This window comes from Streptococcus parauberis NCFD 2020 (genome assembly GCF_000187935.1).
Classification (GTDB): domain Bacteria; phylum Bacillota; class Bacilli; order Lactobacillales; family Streptococcaceae; genus Streptococcus; species Streptococcus parauberis.
Window position 1 is genome coordinate 1394342 of record NZ_AEUT02000001.1, and the last position, 14702, is coordinate 1409043.

Sequence of the window (14702 nt, forward strand, 5' to 3'; positions counted from 1 at the left end):
CTCTGTTTTGGGAAGGTTTCTCTCGGCTCTTATTATACCATATCTAGATTGGAATCACTGCGATAGCAATTGAATAAGGCCAGACAGTGTCTGACCTTATTCATAGGAGGATAGAAGACTCAACAGTTCCAGGACATTTTTGGTTTGACAGAGTCGTTCGAGTAAGCGACTGTCTTTTGCAATGTAGTGAATCAGGGAGAATAATTTTTTGAATTCCTTATCTTTGAGTTGGTCTTTGGTAACAGCAATCATAATTACGAGGGAGATTGCTTCACCATGCCAATCAATAGATTGAGGTAAGCTAGCAATTGAAATAATCGACTTTTTAACATAGTTGGGATTGGCATGTGGCAGGGTAATAAATGGTGCAACACGGGTACTCGAAACCCTGTCTCGTGACAAGAGTTCATCAACAAATTGAGCTTCTGTATAGCCATTAGCCACTAAATTGTTTCCTAAAAAGGTTAATATGTCCTCTGGATTTGTCAATTTGAGTTGGGGATAGATTAAAAATGGTTGGGTGAAGCGGGCGATATCAAAATTTTTCTTTTGTTGGCTAGGACTGTTCTCAAGCATATACTTTTCAATCGCTCTTAGGTCTTTATCACTAATCATCGGCGAAATGGGTAAAACAGCTACTTCTGGGTGAGAAAATGGGACTGTTGACAAGATAAAATCAATCCCCGTAAAATCTCTTTGAGGTGAGAATTCTTTATATTGAACTAATTCTTTGACCTGTAATTCTGGTAACTCTCTTTGTAAGCGAGCTTCAATAAAGGTAGCCATTGCTTTAGAGTACTCACTAACTAAGACAACTTGGTAATTTCTGTGCTTACGATATTTTTGTCGTTCAATTGCTGATTGAAAATGAATGGCTAAGTAGGCAATTTCTTCTTGTGGAACAAACTGTTTACGTTGTTTAAAGTAATCATCCAAAGTCAATTGAATTACTAAGAATAATTGGGGAAAGGCTCTAAAGACATCTTCTGTTAAGGGATTGGTAATGGATAAGCCATAATTCAATCTGAAATAGGTCGATGATAGATGAGATAAGAGATTTTTTTTGAGTAGGTCATCTTCTTTTAACTGGTAATTAAACATCTCATCAACTTGGCCAACAAGATAGTCCATTAATTGAGTTGCTTCAGCATCAAAGGTAAATGCTGATCTAACCGACGGAATGGTGCTAGCTATTCTAATAGCTAGATAATTTATTTCGCCTGGAGAGAAATTAATGGGATAAATGGTGGTTAATTTAGCTAAGACTTGGCTACTTAATTCTTGCGCTTTACTATCCTCAACGGCTTCAATTTCGGACTGACTCAGTAAGATATCACGTTCCAATTTCATCCGTTCTAACATAAAATAGATGTGTATTTCAATGTTGGACAAATCACTGACCATGTCAACCTGATTATCAGTTAATACTTCTTTCAAGCAGTCTTGAATGACCTTAAGTCGGTCCTGTTTAAAAAACTCTTTTAAGCTAGGACTTTTTGAGCCTGATTGTTTGATATTAGCTAGGGTCTTGACGAGAAGCCTACGCTTGTCTTGTTCTTTGCCAATGACTTGAATTCCAACACCTGGTTTTGAAAGTAATTGTAAGTGGTACTGTTCAAAATAACTTCTTAGTACCTTAATCTCATCTTGAATGACTTTCCGATTAACAAATAGCTGATTGGCTAAGTCTGTCAGACTTATTTTCTCATCTGGAACCTGTAACATATGGAAAATTAATAAATCTTGTAGTTCTTGATTAATCATTGAGTTAGCCTGATTTTTCAAAAGAATCTGCTGGAACTTTTCTTTATCGTAGGACAATCCTCTGAATAAAATTCCTGTTCCTTTTTTTCGATCAAGGCTAATTGGCAATTTAGTGTCTTGCATCATCAACTGCAGATGATTTAAGTCCTTTTGCAAAGTTCGCTCAGAAACTGCTATTTGTTGACTGAGTTGACTAACAGTCAGATAGCCTTCTGCTCTAATTAAAATTTCTATCAGGTTAAGCTGTCTTGAATTAATCACTTTACTACTCTTTCTATACTTGAAAATCGATATGCTACTATTTTAGCATATCGATTTTGCTTATAAACTATTTAATAATGCTTTGACGTCTTCTTTAGTTGGCGCATCTAGTAAAGACTGACGGAAATCGTTATCCATCAATTTACGAGATAAACGTTGAAGAATTTTTAAATGAACATCATCTTTATTATCAGCTGGAACTGCAATCATAAAAACTAAATGAGCTAGCTCATTATCAAGTGATTGCCAGTCAACACCTGCTGTTGAACGTCCAAATGCTAAGGTTGGTTTCTTAACATAGGTTGATTTAGCATGAGGTATAGCAATTCCCATACCAATACCAGTTGTACTTTCACCCTCACGACCATAAATATCAGCTTCTAGTCCTGCTTGCTCTGTCACATTTCCAGTTGATACAATACGACTTGCAAGATCTGAAATAACTGCTTCTTTACTTGTATTCGGTAAATCTAAAGTAATTGTTTCATCTGATAATAGTTGGGAGATGTCACCGAGAGTTGATTCTGACATGTCTTCGTGTTTTTCTTGGTTGGCTACTGGCTCAGCAGATACAGAGCCTACACCTACTGGTACCACTTGAAGTGTTGGTTTTAAGAAGTGAAGCATGATCACTGTCACTGCAATTCCGACAAGGACAGCAACGAAGAACATTAGGACATGGTCAACGGCTCCGAGTACAGCGACAATTGGGCCCCCGTGCGCAACGTGGTCAGTAACACCTGACAACATGGCAACAACGCTACCGGCCATTGAGCCTACGACGATACTTGGTATAACGCGAATTGGGTCAGTTGTGGCAAATGGAATGGCACCTTCGGTGATACCAAATAGTCCCATTGCAAGTGAGGCTTTACCAGCTTCTCTTTCAACTTTGTTAAATTTGTTTTTTAGAACTATTGAGGCAACACCTAGCGATAATGGTGGGATACAGATAGCTACAGCAATTGGACCCATAATTTTATAATTACCTTCTGCAATTAAGCCTGAACCAAAGAGGAAAGCAACTTTGTTGAATGGACCACCCATATCAAAGGCAATCATCGCACCTAGAATCATTGCTAAAATAACTTGACTACCACCTTGCATGCCTGCAAGGAAGCTTGTTAACGATTTAAAGAGCCAAGCTACTGGTCCGCCAATGACATAAATGAATAAGAAACCAACAATAAAAGTTGATAAAATTGGTATAACAATGATTGGCATAATTGATTGAATAGTTTTGGGTACTGGCCATTTTTTAATCCAAAGAGCTACAAAACCAGCTAGGAAACCAGTAATAATCCCACCAATAAAGCCAGCATTAGCAGTTCCACCATATAAAGAGGCATTAGCAGCTAACATCCCACCAACAAAGCCAGGAACTAAACCGGGACGGTCGGCAATACTATGTGCAATAAAAGCTGATAAAACTGGAACCATCAAGCCCATTGCTGCGCCACCAAGTGTTAATAAAGTCGCCCAGAAAGTACCTGGAGGAACTTGCAAACCACTTGCTGTAGGTTTGCCACCAAGTGAAAGAGCAACGGCAATCATCAACCCTCCAGTTACAACAAATGGTACCATATAAGATACACCATTCATTAAACTTTTGTAGACTTTCTTACCAAGTTTTTCTTCTTTTTCTTCTTGAACTTCCAATTCTGCACCAGTTGCTACATAGGCTTTTGCATCCTTATTAAGAATTTTTTCAATCAATTCTTTACTATGATGGATGCCATCTTGGACCCCACGTTCAACCAATAATTTACCAGCAAAACGTGACTTGTCAACATTAGTATCCGCCGCAATGATTACACCTTCGGCTTCAGCAATGTCAGCAGCAGTCAATTCATTTTCACGACCAATTGAGCCATGTGTTTCAACCTTAAGTTCCACACCAAGTTCTCTACCTGCCTTTTCCAAATTTTCCGCCGCCATGTAAGTGTGGGCAATCCCCACCGGACAAGACGTAATAGCAACAATCTTTTTCATCTGTTTCTCCTTTTATGAGATATTCATTACTATTTAAGTATAGCAAAGCCTTTACATGAAGTTAAGAGGAAACAAGTTCCGTTATAACGGAACTTTTTGACATAAGTGGACTATAAACACATATAAATTCTAATAAATTTGATATAAGCTGTAAGAATTACTAAAACGGTTACTTTTTATGATATGATTATTTTAGACTTTTAAATTCCATAAAAAGGAGCATGCTTATGACTAAAAAATTACAAATAAAAGCCAAGATTGAAGATGCTTTCTCGCAAATGACACCTCTTGAGATGAGTATTGGTCACTTTTTTATTGATAATGATTTGGACGAAGCACACATTTCATCGCGTCTGATTGTTCAACGTCTGCATGTCTCACAAGCCGCTCTGACCCGTTTCGCCAAGAAATGTGGCTACTCGGGCTATCGGTCCTTTACCTTTGACTATCTCCAAGCAATCCAAGCTTCCGAATCAACATTCCAAGACATCAACCGCGACGTCACTAAACGCGTTCTGGTCGACTATGACACCCTCATTAATAAGACCTATAGTTTGGTCGATGAGGAAAAATTGCAGAGCTTGGCCGAACAAGTTGACCAGGCTGAACGGATTTATTTCTATGGGAAGGGTTCCTCTGCCTTAGTGGCTCAAGAAATGAAGCTGCGCTTTATGCGTCTTGGTATCATCTGTGATGCCTACTCTGACACCGATGGATTCACTTGGGCCAATAGCTTGGTCAATAAGAACTGTCTAGTGATTGGTTTTTCTTTATCAGGAAAAACCACCTCAGTTATCAAAGCTTTGGAAAAAGCAGCTGCTAATGGCGCCAAAACAACCCTCATTACCACGCGCAATCAGAAGTACTTTTCTGATCAGTTAGACATTATCAACGTCTCTTCGACCCATCAGCTCAACTATGGCAATCGGGTTTCACCGCAGTTCCCCTTGTTGATTATGATGGACATCATCTACGCTTATGTGCTGGAAATCGATCGAGATAAAAAAGAGCACATCTTTGAAAAAACAATCATCAATTAAAAAACTCCCAAAATCAATTTTTGAGAGTTTTTTTGTTTAGGAGATTAGATTTTTGGTTGACGTTGTTTGAAATTATAAAAAGCACCAATCATTCCTGCATCATTTTTGTAATGAGCAAATGAAATCACGAGAGGTTCTCTAAGGCTAGAGACTAAATAGTGATTAAGAGTCTTATTGATTCTCGCTTCCAGATAATTGACTTGACCCATTATGCCGCCACCAAGAACAACTTGATGAGGATTGACGACATATGCTATATTGGCAATCCCTTGACATAGGTAGTCAACCATCCTGTCAATAGCTTCTATGCAGATAAGATTTCCTTCCTTAGCCTCTCTAAAGATTCGATAGCCGTTCCAAACAGACAAACTATCTCCTGATTTATCAGCAACGTAAGCAACTAAAGCAGTTGTTGATGCTAAGTCTTGAAATGATCCATCTGACAAATGCATGTAACCTACTTCACAGGCAGAATTACTAAAACCGTGAAATACTTTTGAATCAAGTAATAAACAGCCCCCAATACCTGTACCAATAGTTAAGCAAAGTGCAACATTTGAACCTTCTGCACTTCCTGATATGCCTTCTGCTAATCCAGCACAATTAACATCATTTTCAATTTCACACGGGATATGAAAAGTATCTTCTATTGCACTTTTAAAATTTGTTCCAGCATAATTCGGAATTTGGGGACCGGAATAAAAAATTTCTCCTTTGTCAGGATCGACCATTCCTGCTGATGAAATAGCTACGCCTGCAAGGTTCATCTTATCTTTATAAAAGGCAGTTAATGCTAAAACTTTATCTAAAATTACAGAACCACCTTTATAAGCTTCCGTATCCATTTCATTTTTTTCTAGAATACTGGCATTATCATCAATAATCCCATATTTAATGGAGGTTCCACCAATATCAATCGCAAGATAATTTATCATTCCCTACCTCACTTTTTATTACAAAATCTTTCTTTAGCAGTCATAATCATTTTAGCTGCTTTTTCACAGATAACTAAATCTTCTGGAACAAGTGCTGTCAATGGAGACCTAACAGAACCAATGTCAATTCCTTCATTAATCTTCAATACTTCTTTAATGACTGCATACATATTACCGTGTGCAGATACCAAGGTCACAATAATCTCATTAATAGCATACTGCAAAGCTTTCGCTTCCTCTAATTCTTTGACCGCAATAAAAGTATTCAATTGTAAGAATAATTCTGGCATTGCCCCGTAGGTTCCACCAATTCCAGCACTGGCACCCATTAATCGACCACCTAAAAACTGTTCGTCAGGACCATTAAAGACCATATGATTAGCACCACCGAGAGTAACAAATGTTTGAATATCTTGAACTGGCATTGATGAGTTTTTGACACCAATCACGCGCTCATTCTTCAACATTTCTTTATATAAAGATGGTGTCAATGCAGTTCCAGCCAACTGTGGAATATTGTAGATAATAAAATCAGTTTGAGGTGCTGCCTCAGAAATAGCATTCCAATAAGCTGCAATCGAATATTCAGGTAAACGGAAGTAAATAGGAGGAATGGCTGCTATGGCATCAACTCCTAATTTCTCTGAATGTTTAGCCAAAATAATACTATCTTTGGTATTGTTACATGCGACATGATTAATGATTGTTAACTTATCTTTTGCAACTTCCATAACATTTTCTAAGATGAGTTTGCGATCTTCAACACTTTGATAAATACACTCTCCTGAAGAACCATTAATATACAATCCTTTGACACCTTTATCCACAAAATATTGTGTTAGTTGTTTTACTGCCTCTGGGCTAACTTCTCCCTTATTGTCATAGCAAGCATAAAATGCAGGTATAACACCTTGATATTTACTTAAATCATTCATCTATATTAACTTAACTCCTATTCTATTTATGTAATTAGTTCATCAATACTTTTACAACTACTTTCTTAATATGCTTGTCATTTCCTAATTGCTGACCTGGTTGATGGGATTCTTTGGGGAAAAATATTGCAAAGCTATCTATACCTAACCCCATTGAGCATGATTGTTGACAAGTAACTAAGCCAAAATCATCATCGTTCTTGAAGCTTGCAATTTCATCTGTTTTCCCATAACCATAAGAAAGACTCTCTTGCCCAACTAATAGCAAGTGAATATCGGCATAAGTTTCATGATATTCATAAACTGATTGATCAACATCATTTAAATCTGTTTCACTAACGTGGAGAATAATCTCATCTCCCTTAATGTGATGGCTACCGACTTGTAATGTTTTATAATCATCCAGAATTAGATAATCAATAGCATTATCTAATTCTGGATGAATTCCTTTATATTGTGCTAAATTTGAAAGTTGGTCAAATATCATCATTTATACCTTATTTATCATTCAATGCTTTGGAATTTTTAAGACCATCTTCAACTGCTTTATTTCCTTTTTCCACAAATGCATTCAATGCTTCTTTAGGTGATTTTTCTCCAGTCAAAACAGCTTGCAATTCTGGGAATAGTGCATTACGAATTTCAACATAACTTGGTGAGTTATTTGAGAAATTGATGACATATTCATCATTATTGATGTAAGTTTCTAACAATGGGTTATTAGCTTTTTCTTTTTCTACAAGTGATTTACGGACCGGCATAAAGTTCATACTTGCTTTGATTAATTCTTCATTTTCAGAGTAATATTTAACAAAATCTTTAGCTAATTTTGTACGTTTATCACCATTTGTATTAAAGACTGCTGATCCCAAAACATAAGTGAATGATTTTGGACCGTCAACACTAGGAACATTAGCTAATCGAGCATCAAATTTATTGACAGTACCAGCTTCCATGCTATCCATCATACCTTTATATAGAACTGCATTTGTAAAGCTAATGGCAACTTGTTTATTTTGGAACATAGCATTGACATCATTACTTGTTAGAGATTCTGCACCAGAAGTAATGATTTTTTTGTCATTAAGTTCCTTAATGTATTCAAGAGCTTTTACACCATTTTTATCATTGATTGCTAGTTTTCCTTCTTTATCAAAGAATTTTCCGCCAAACATCCTGAGATACATCATTGTCCAGGTATCCCCTTGATTATTTTTAGCATAAAAACCTAAAGGAGCAACTTTATCATCACTGTCTTTAAGTTTTGTTAAGATAGTTTGGAAGTCATCTGTTGTCCAAGAGGCAATATTTTGTTCACCAGCAACGTATTTTTCTAAGCCAGCTTTTTTAAACATTTCGGCATTATAGACTAACATACCTGGGTTCTGAGCAAATGGATAGAAGTAAGTTTTATCTTTAATTGACACATTATCCCAAACAGACTGACCAATATCGGCTTTACTTTTTTCATCAATTACTGAATCTAAAGGTGCTAATAAACCTTGATGAGCAAGGTTTGAAATTGCAAAGCTTGACTCAAAGAAGACATCAGGTAGTGTTTTTGTTTGTGTTGCAACACTTAATTTACTGTCTCTTTCTTCGCCTGGGATGACTTGAACTTTAATTTTTTTACCAGGATTTTCTTTTTCATACATTTTTGCTGCAGTTTTAAAGAAACTATCATAATCAGCCCCTTTTTCGTCACCTTTATAAGTGCCCTTCCATTGAGGAGTTAACCAAACTTCAATAGTGTTCTGATCCTTATTTTCTTTAGGTTTAGCAGACTCTTTCGATGAACAACCAGCTAGGGCTACAAGAGGTAGTATTGCTACAGCGGCAAGTTGAAAAATTTTCTTTTTCATGAGTAAATTCCTTTCAAATTTAAAAATTATTATATAATTGAAATAATATTCCTTATTCTTTTATGGCACCATTTGTAGCACCCTTAATGAAGAATCGTTGAAAAAGGAAAAAAATTAGTATCATTGGAAGTGCTGCAATAGCCGCACCAGCCACTTTCAAACCTATATTAGGATTGATATCTTGTTGTAAACTAGCAACACCAATGGTCAACGTTTTCATTTCTTTACTTCGTGCCATCAGTAATTGCCATAAATAATCATTCCAAGCAGTGACAAAATTTAAGATAAATAAAGCACCAATTCCTGGTTTGACAATAGGTAACATTAATTTTGAAAATACCGTCCACTCGCTAGCCCCATCCATCTTAGCTGATTCTCTAATAGACTCTGGAATCGCCTTGAAATATGAATACAGCATAAATGTTCCAAAACCAGTAGCTAAGTTTGGGATAATCATTGATTGATAAGTATCAACCCAATTGAAACTTTCTATAATATTGAACAATGGAACAATAAATGTTTCTTTAGGAATCATGATAGACGCAATGACTAAAAGAAATAGAACTGTCTTTCCTTTAAATTGTAATTTTGAAAAGCCATATGCAGCTAAGGCTGAGATGAAGACGCTTAATAAAGCAGTGAAAAATGAGACAATAAAACTGTTCATTACCCATTTGATGGTAGGTTGTCCTGAAAATAATTCATTTAGATTTCCCATAAACCATCTCTTAGGTAATATGTCTGGTGGCATCTGGTAAATCTCGGCTGATGTTTTAAATGTATTCGTCACTAACCAAAATAATGGAAGCAAGAATAAAATAGCTAGTAAGAAAACTAATACATTTGTAATCAAATCAAATTTTTCCATTCGCTTTAAATATTTCAATGTTTCTCCTCCTACTATTTATTCTTTATAAAAGATCTCAGTTGTGGGACACTCAATATTAGAGCAATCATAAACATCAATACTCCTATGGCTGAAGCAACTCCTGTATTGTTATAGACAAAAGCATTTTGATACAGGTAATACATCATCGTAACAGATGCATTATTAGGCCCACCACCAGTGAGTAGTTGAATAACTACAAATATTTTAAGGACGGCAATGATATTAATAACTACCAAGTATGCTGTAGTCGGCCGTACCAATGGAATAATAATGTGATAAATGCGTTGCCATCTTGTGGCACCGTCTAACTGTGCTGCTTCAAAATAGTCTTGAGAAATTCCTATCATTGTAGCTAAATATAAAATTATAGCTTGACCAACATTTCCAATAAATGTGACAAAAACAATAATTGGCATGACTGTTTTAGTATTACCTAAAAGGTTAACATTATGAATACCAATATTGTCAAAAGCATAACTGATCAGTCCATTAGAGGGATTTAATAAAAAATTCCAGACAATACTCATGACAACCATAGAAACCATAACTGGTAAATAGTAAGAGCCTCTGATAAATGAAACATATTTGCTATTCTTATCATAAACAGTCGTTGCTACAAAGAGAGCAAACAATATTGTCAGGAAAACAATTGCAACCACAAAGAAGACTGTATTAGCAATTGACTTTACAAAAACTGCATCTGATAAGAGAGCCTTGAAATTTTCAAATCCGACATAATAGGTATCCATACCATAGGATTTGTAAAGACTCATTCTAAATCCCTTAATGACAGGGTAGACAATAAACAAAAACATTAATAGCATTTGGGGTGCTATAAATAAATAACCGGGGAGTTGTTTGTTAAAGGTGTTTGAAGAACTTTTATTTCTTTTCACATCATTTCTCCTATTACTTTCTCACTGCTTCAATAAACCGTTCAGCGATTTCTTTTGGCCGAGTGATGGCGCCTCCAACAACAATACCAAAGACGCCTAAATCCTTGATGGCTTTGGCTTGTTCAGGATAATGAACCTTCCCTTCAGCAATCACGTCAATGCCAGCTTGGCACAATTGATCAATCAGCTCTAAGTCAGGTCCATCGGATTGCCGACTATAACTAGTGTAGCCTGAAAGGGTCGTTCCAACAAAATCAACACCGGCCTCATAAGCTTCTTTTCCTTCCTCGAAAGTCGAAACATCAGCCATCAGTAGTTGATTGGGGTACTTGTCTTTGACTTGCTGAATGAATTCACGGATGGTCAAACCATCATAGCGGGGACGCTTGGTACAATCTAGCGCGATGACTGCAATCTCAAGCTCAGCCAGCTGGTCAACCTCGGCCATGGTCGCTGTGATAAAGGGCTCTTGAGGTGGATACTCTTTCTTAATAATTCCGATGATTGGCAAAGCCGTCACGGCTTGTATCTCTTTAATGTCACGAACGGAGTTAGCTCGAATCCCAACAGCTCCCGCTTCCTCTGCAGCCTTGGCCATCAGGGGCATAATGCCACCACTGTCAGAATACAAGGGTTCTCCTGGCAGAGCCTGACAAGAGACGATGATGCCATCTTTGAAGGCAATTCGCAAATCTTCTTTACTTGTCTGATGTAACATGTGTCATCCTTTCTTTTGCTTTGTTTCTTTCTTAACAATCTTCATTATATCAACTATAAAAGCGTTTTCAATAGGTTGTAGCCATTTAGAATTGACTTTCAAAAGCAGCAAAAATTGGCAGCTTTTCTTAAAACTAGTTTCAGAGCATACAAAAAAACCAAGAGTCTCGAGCACTCTTGGTTTTATTTGTTTGTATTCGTATCAATTGCAATTAAGCTGATAATACTTTGCGTCCTTTACGACGACGGCTCGCAAGCACGCGACGTCCGTTTTTAGTTGCCATACGGTGACGGAATCCGTGTTTACGTTGACGACGGATTTTACTTGGTTGATAAGTACGTTTCACAGTGAATACCTCCTCATAGATTTTCGTATTCGTTTAGCCGGCTATTTTTGTGATATCAGTTACTAAACATACCTTAATATTCTATAACATATAGGGTGGCTTGTCAAGATAAATTTAAAATATCTCGAGTAGTTTCTCTTTTTCAACGATCTTATAAGATCATTGAAAAAATCCTCCCATTGGAAGACTTTTTCTGTGCTAAATAAATTCTATTGTTTCTTCACAAGCTTTTCTTTCAACTTTTTATTAATTGTATTGCTTGTACTATAGTTGAGATAGAAAACGATGGCCCAGATAATTAGATAAATAATGAGAAACTGGATGAGAAAACCAAGATATTGATTAGGGTTCAACCAACCATTGTAAATATTCATTAAGTAAACCAGACTACTGATACTAATTAAATGAATCAAACTTTTATATAGAAAGGGGAGTTTTTCTATATCATAAATCAGTGATGCTAATCCCATAAAGCCACTGATAAATAAACAAGAGACAATGTTTGAAATAGTTTGCGAATTTACATCACTAAAGAGTAGTGATAAGGAATAAATAATCCCTCCAATACCAATCCCATAGATATAAGTATTTATTATTTTTTTCATGATTTTTCCTCCTAAAGTCCCAGACTTTTTTCTAATTCTTTGACGTAGCGACGACTAATAATCACTTTATTTTTTTGACTTAAAATAGCAAGCATATTTCCAGAGAAAGAAGCTTCCAATCGGATTAAATGATTAATATTAATCAGACTTTGCTTTGAAACCTGGATAAAATTACTGCTTGGCAATTTCTCCTTCAGTTTATATAAGCGTTCCCTCGTATGATATTGCCCTTGGCTCGTCATGATATCTAAGTAATCACCGTCAACTTCTACAGCAATAATTTCAGTTAATTTAAGCAGTTGAATACTATCTTCTATTTTAACTGCTAAAACATCAGCTTTCATAGCTTTAAATCCTTGTAAATAATCCACTAGGGCAGCCACTTCTTGATCATAACTTTCTTTAGCAATGACAAGTTCAATCTCTTCTTTATTAGGATTTTCCTTAAACAACCATTTCATTTTGATACCTCATGCTTTATTTCTTTACTTGTATCATATCAGAAATGATATGGCTTGTATGCAGAAACTTGGTATCAGGTAAGATTATGAGGATAAGTGGTCTCAATCAGTTAATTTATTCTTTCTTTTAAGCATCAAGATGATGGCTAAAATAAGTAACTGCCCTGCAATAATTGCTAAAACAATCTGATAATCCTGGACTTTCGTTGTTAACTTATCCCACTCCAAGCCAATACCCATGAACTTGCTGAAATGAATTCCCGCTTGACCAAAGCTCTCAACTTTAGCATCCAGCAAGATGTGACGGAACAATGATGCAACATATGCACCTGGCACAAATTTGACTAATTGCTGTGCTGAATCTGGTAGGACACCAATTGGCATATAAACCCCAACCAAGAAACCTGAAGCCGTTCCAACCAAGGTTGAGAGGCTACTTTCGAGGGACATTTTATTGACAAATTGCAGAACAGTGGTCGCAAACAGAGAACCTTGAAGACTAGAGAGTAAGGCAACCTGTAAGAGTTGAGGAATCAATTTTGTCGAGATGACCAATCCGTCTTCCTGCTTGAAGTAGAAAGCCATGACCAACCCAACTAAAATTTGCATTATGAAACTGATGATGCTGGCGCTGAGGATATAACCCAGTGTGATACTTAACGGACTAACATCTGTTAGAATCAAATCCTGCCAAACATGACGTTCTTTATCTGAGACGATCCGAGAAAGGGCAGCCCAACTGGTTGTAATGCCTGTTACAGTAAGTACACCCCCCATAATCCAGAGATCTAAGATTTTTTCAGGTTTGGGCATACTATCTTTCCAACTGATAACTAAGTTGTTTTGGAGAAATAGAATGTAAAGAACGAAGGCTATTAAGGCCCCAAGTAAGGAGAAGAAGACTCCTGCTTTACTACTAAAATATAATTTCAAGTGACGCTCAATTGTTGCTTTCATGCTTGGATTTCCTTTCCTGTCAGAGTTAAGAATGCTTCGTTCAAAGTGCCTTCTTGGAAACTGAAGCTACTAATTTCTTTTTGGTATTGATTGAGTAGGGTGATAACTTCTTGTGTTTTTAAACCTTCTATAAAGTAACGGCCCGGTTCTAGCTCTATAAATTCTTGCTCAGGCATTGCTTCAGCGCTAGTCATTTCCAAAATCAATTGCGATTTGGCATAATCTGCAATTAATTGACTAGGTTTGCCACTAGCTAAGATGTTTCCATTGTCAATAACATAAACTTTGTCAGCTGTTTCCGCTTCTTCCAAATAGTGAGTTGTTAAAAAGATAGTTAAACCTTCTTCTTTTTGTAAAGTATTAAATAAATACCAGATCAATTCACGGCTTTGAATATCCAATCCTGTTGTTGGCTCATCTAAGAAAAGGATATCAGGCTTATTAATTAATGCTCGAACAATGTCAACCCGTCTTTTTTGACCACCTGAGAGACTTTGATATTTTTGCTTTAGGATTGGTTGAATCTTGGTGATCTCAATCAAATGCTTAAGCCAGTCCTTATCTGCTGCTTTGTACATATGCAATCTATTTTTTAGGTTGGCAGCGACACTCAATTCACCATCAAGGACACTATCCTGAAAGACCATCCCCATTTTAAGGTGTTTATCTCTAATGACTTGTCCTGAATCTAAAGCCAACAAACCTGATAAGATATTGATAGTCGTTGACTTGCCTGCACCATTGGTTCCTAAGTAAGCAACCATTGACCCTTTTTCAATTTCCAGATCTAAACCTTTTAAGACTTGTTTTTTGCCATACGATTTGATAATATTTCTTGCTGTAATTAACATCTTTCGTCCTCCTTGGTACAAACTAATCTTACCAAGGAAAAGACTACCTGTGACAACTTTTATGCTTAGTGGTAAAAAAAGGACGCTAAGAGGGGAAATCGTAGTTGGAATAGATTTGCTGAGAATCCCATGCACAGCTGAGCAATCTTTTTCTAAAGTTCCAATTTTAAAAAGTTGCCCTTGTCATAAT

The 14702-nt window shown here is 36.5% G+C and carries 15 protein-coding genes; 1 reads left to right on the plus strand and 14 read right to left on the minus strand.

Annotation, left to right across the window (positions count from 1 at the left end; all coding sequences use genetic code 11):
- Window positions 1-96: 96 nt before the first annotated feature.
- Together SPB_RS06935 and SPB_RS06940 are read right to left on the minus strand one after the other, a co-directional pair.
- Entirely contained in the window at window positions 97-2025 is a 1929-nt protein-coding gene (locus SPB_RS06935; RefSeq protein WP_003103531.1) for a BglG family transcription antiterminator, read from the minus strand.
- 60 nt (window positions 2026-2085) lie between these two features.
- Complete coding sequence (locus tag SPB_RS06940) at window positions 2086-4017, minus strand: PTS fructose transporter subunit IIABC (RefSeq protein WP_003104217.1); 1932 nt, start codon at window positions 4015-4017, stop codon at window positions 2086-2088.
- 227 nt (window positions 4018-4244) lie between these two features.
- Here SPB_RS06940 and SPB_RS06945 point away from each other — a divergent pair, with 227 nt between their 5' ends.
- Window positions 4245-5057: a MurR/RpiR family transcriptional regulator gene (locus SPB_RS06945; RefSeq protein ID WP_003103367.1), complete on the plus strand. Its 813-nt coding sequence runs from the start codon at window positions 4245-4247 to the stop codon at window positions 5055-5057.
- Between the two features lie 44 nt (window positions 5058-5101).
- Here the strand turns inward: SPB_RS06945 and SPB_RS06950 are convergent, their stop codons facing one another.
- The 12 genes from SPB_RS06950 to SPB_RS07005 all read right to left on the minus strand — a co-directional run bounded on the left by SPB_RS06950 (window position 5102) and on the right by SPB_RS07005 (window position 14512).
- Window positions 5102-5992, minus strand: coding sequence for an ROK family protein (locus SPB_RS06950; protein ID WP_003105382.1), 891 nt, complete (start codon window positions 5990-5992; stop codon window positions 5102-5104).
- An 8-nt stretch (window positions 5993-6000) separates the two neighbouring features.
- Window positions 6001-6927 (minus strand): dihydrodipicolinate synthase family protein, encoded by a 927-nt coding sequence (locus SPB_RS06955; RefSeq protein WP_003104555.1) that lies wholly within the window; start codon window positions 6925-6927, stop codon window positions 6001-6003.
- Between the two features lie 34 nt (window positions 6928-6961).
- On the minus strand, window positions 6962-7417 hold the full coding sequence (locus tag SPB_RS06960) for a NanQ anomerase/TabA/YiaL family protein (RefSeq protein ID WP_254655071.1): 456 nt from the start codon (window positions 7415-7417) through the stop codon (window positions 6962-6964).
- A 7-nt stretch (window positions 7418-7424) separates the two neighbouring features.
- Complete coding sequence (locus tag SPB_RS06965; protein WP_003102386.1) at window positions 7425-8789, minus strand: ABC transporter substrate-binding protein; 1365 nt, start codon at window positions 8787-8789, stop codon at window positions 7425-7427.
- Window positions 8790-8841: 52 nt separating this feature from the next.
- Entirely contained in the window at window positions 8842-9675 is an 834-nt protein-coding gene (locus tag SPB_RS06970) for a carbohydrate ABC transporter permease (RefSeq protein WP_003103595.1), read from the minus strand.
- Window positions 9676-9689: 14 nt separating this feature from the next.
- A complete protein-coding gene (locus SPB_RS06975) occupies window positions 9690-10574 on the minus strand; it encodes a carbohydrate ABC transporter permease (protein ID WP_003102430.1) in 885 nt (294 codons plus the stop codon).
- Between the two features lie 13 nt (window positions 10575-10587).
- Window positions 10588-11292, minus strand: a complete 705-nt coding sequence (locus SPB_RS06980; protein WP_003106060.1) for an N-acetylmannosamine-6-phosphate 2-epimerase — start codon at window positions 11290-11292, stop codon at window positions 10588-10590.
- 211 nt (window positions 11293-11503) lie between these two features.
- Window positions 11504-11638 (minus strand): 50S ribosomal protein L34, encoded by a 135-nt coding sequence (gene rpmH, locus SPB_RS06985; RefSeq protein WP_003102296.1) that lies wholly within the window; start codon window positions 11636-11638, stop codon window positions 11504-11506.
- Between the two features lie 209 nt (window positions 11639-11847).
- Entirely contained in the window at window positions 11848-12243 is a 396-nt protein-coding gene (locus SPB_RS06990) for a DUF3021 domain-containing protein (RefSeq protein WP_003104112.1), read from the minus strand.
- Between the two features lie 11 nt (window positions 12244-12254).
- Window positions 12255-12704: a LytTR family DNA-binding domain-containing protein gene (locus SPB_RS06995; RefSeq protein WP_003102885.1), complete on the minus strand. Its 450-nt coding sequence runs from the start codon at window positions 12702-12704 to the stop codon at window positions 12255-12257.
- A 102-nt stretch (window positions 12705-12806) separates the two neighbouring features.
- Window positions 12807-13661 carry an ABC transporter permease gene (locus SPB_RS07000; protein WP_003102919.1) on the minus strand — a complete coding sequence of 285 codons (855 nt, stop codon included), beginning with the start codon at window positions 13659-13661 and terminating at the stop codon, window positions 12807-12809.
- Entirely contained in the window at window positions 13658-14512 is an 855-nt protein-coding gene (locus SPB_RS07005; protein WP_003103907.1) for an ABC transporter ATP-binding protein, read from the minus strand. The genes SPB_RS07000 and SPB_RS07005 overlap by 4 nt, the downstream gene beginning before the upstream one ends.
- Window positions 14513-14702 lie beyond the last annotated feature (190 nt).

What these genes read in the sequence shown, in the direction of transcription:
- SPB_RS06945 (WP_003103367.1), top strand. Translation starts at nt 4,245, where the DNA reads ATGACTAAAAAATTACAAATAAAAGCCAAGATTGAAGATGCTTTCTCG.
- SPB_RS06960 (WP_254655071.1), bottom strand. Translation starts at nt 7,417, where the DNA reads ATGATGATATTTGACCAACTTTCAAATTTAGCACAATATAAAGGAATT.
- SPB_RS06955 (WP_003104555.1), bottom strand. Translation starts at nt 6,927, where the DNA reads ATGAATGATTTAAGTAAATATCAAGGTGTTATACCTGCATTTTATGCT.
- SPB_RS06940 (WP_003104217.1), bottom strand. Translation starts at nt 4,017, where the DNA reads ATGAAAAAGATTGTTGCTATTACGTCTTGTCCGGTGGGGATTGCCCAC.
- SPB_RS07005 (WP_003103907.1), bottom strand. Translation starts at nt 14,512, where the DNA reads ATGTTAATTACAGCAAGAAATATTATCAAATCGTATGGCAAAAAACAA.
- SPB_RS06965 (WP_003102386.1), bottom strand. Translation starts at nt 8,789, where the DNA reads ATGAAAAAGAAAATTTTTCAACTTGCCGCTGTAGCAATACTACCTCTT.
- SPB_RS06980 (WP_003106060.1), bottom strand. Translation starts at nt 11,292, where the DNA reads ATGTTACATCAGACAAGTAAAGAAGATTTGCGAATTGCCTTCAAAGAT.
- SPB_RS06950 (WP_003105382.1), bottom strand. Translation starts at nt 5,992, where the DNA reads ATGATAAATTATCTTGCGATTGATATTGGTGGAACCTCCATTAAATAT.
- SPB_RS07000 (WP_003102919.1), bottom strand. Translation starts at nt 13,661, where the DNA reads ATGAAAGCAACAATTGAGCGTCACTTGAAATTATATTTTAGTAGTAAA.
- SPB_RS06990 (WP_003104112.1), bottom strand. Translation starts at nt 12,243, where the DNA reads ATGAAAAAAATAATAAATACTTATATCTATGGGATTGGTATTGGAGGG.
- SPB_RS06995 (WP_003102885.1), bottom strand. Translation starts at nt 12,704, where the DNA reads ATGAAATGGTTGTTTAAGGAAAATCCTAATAAAGAAGAGATTGAACTT.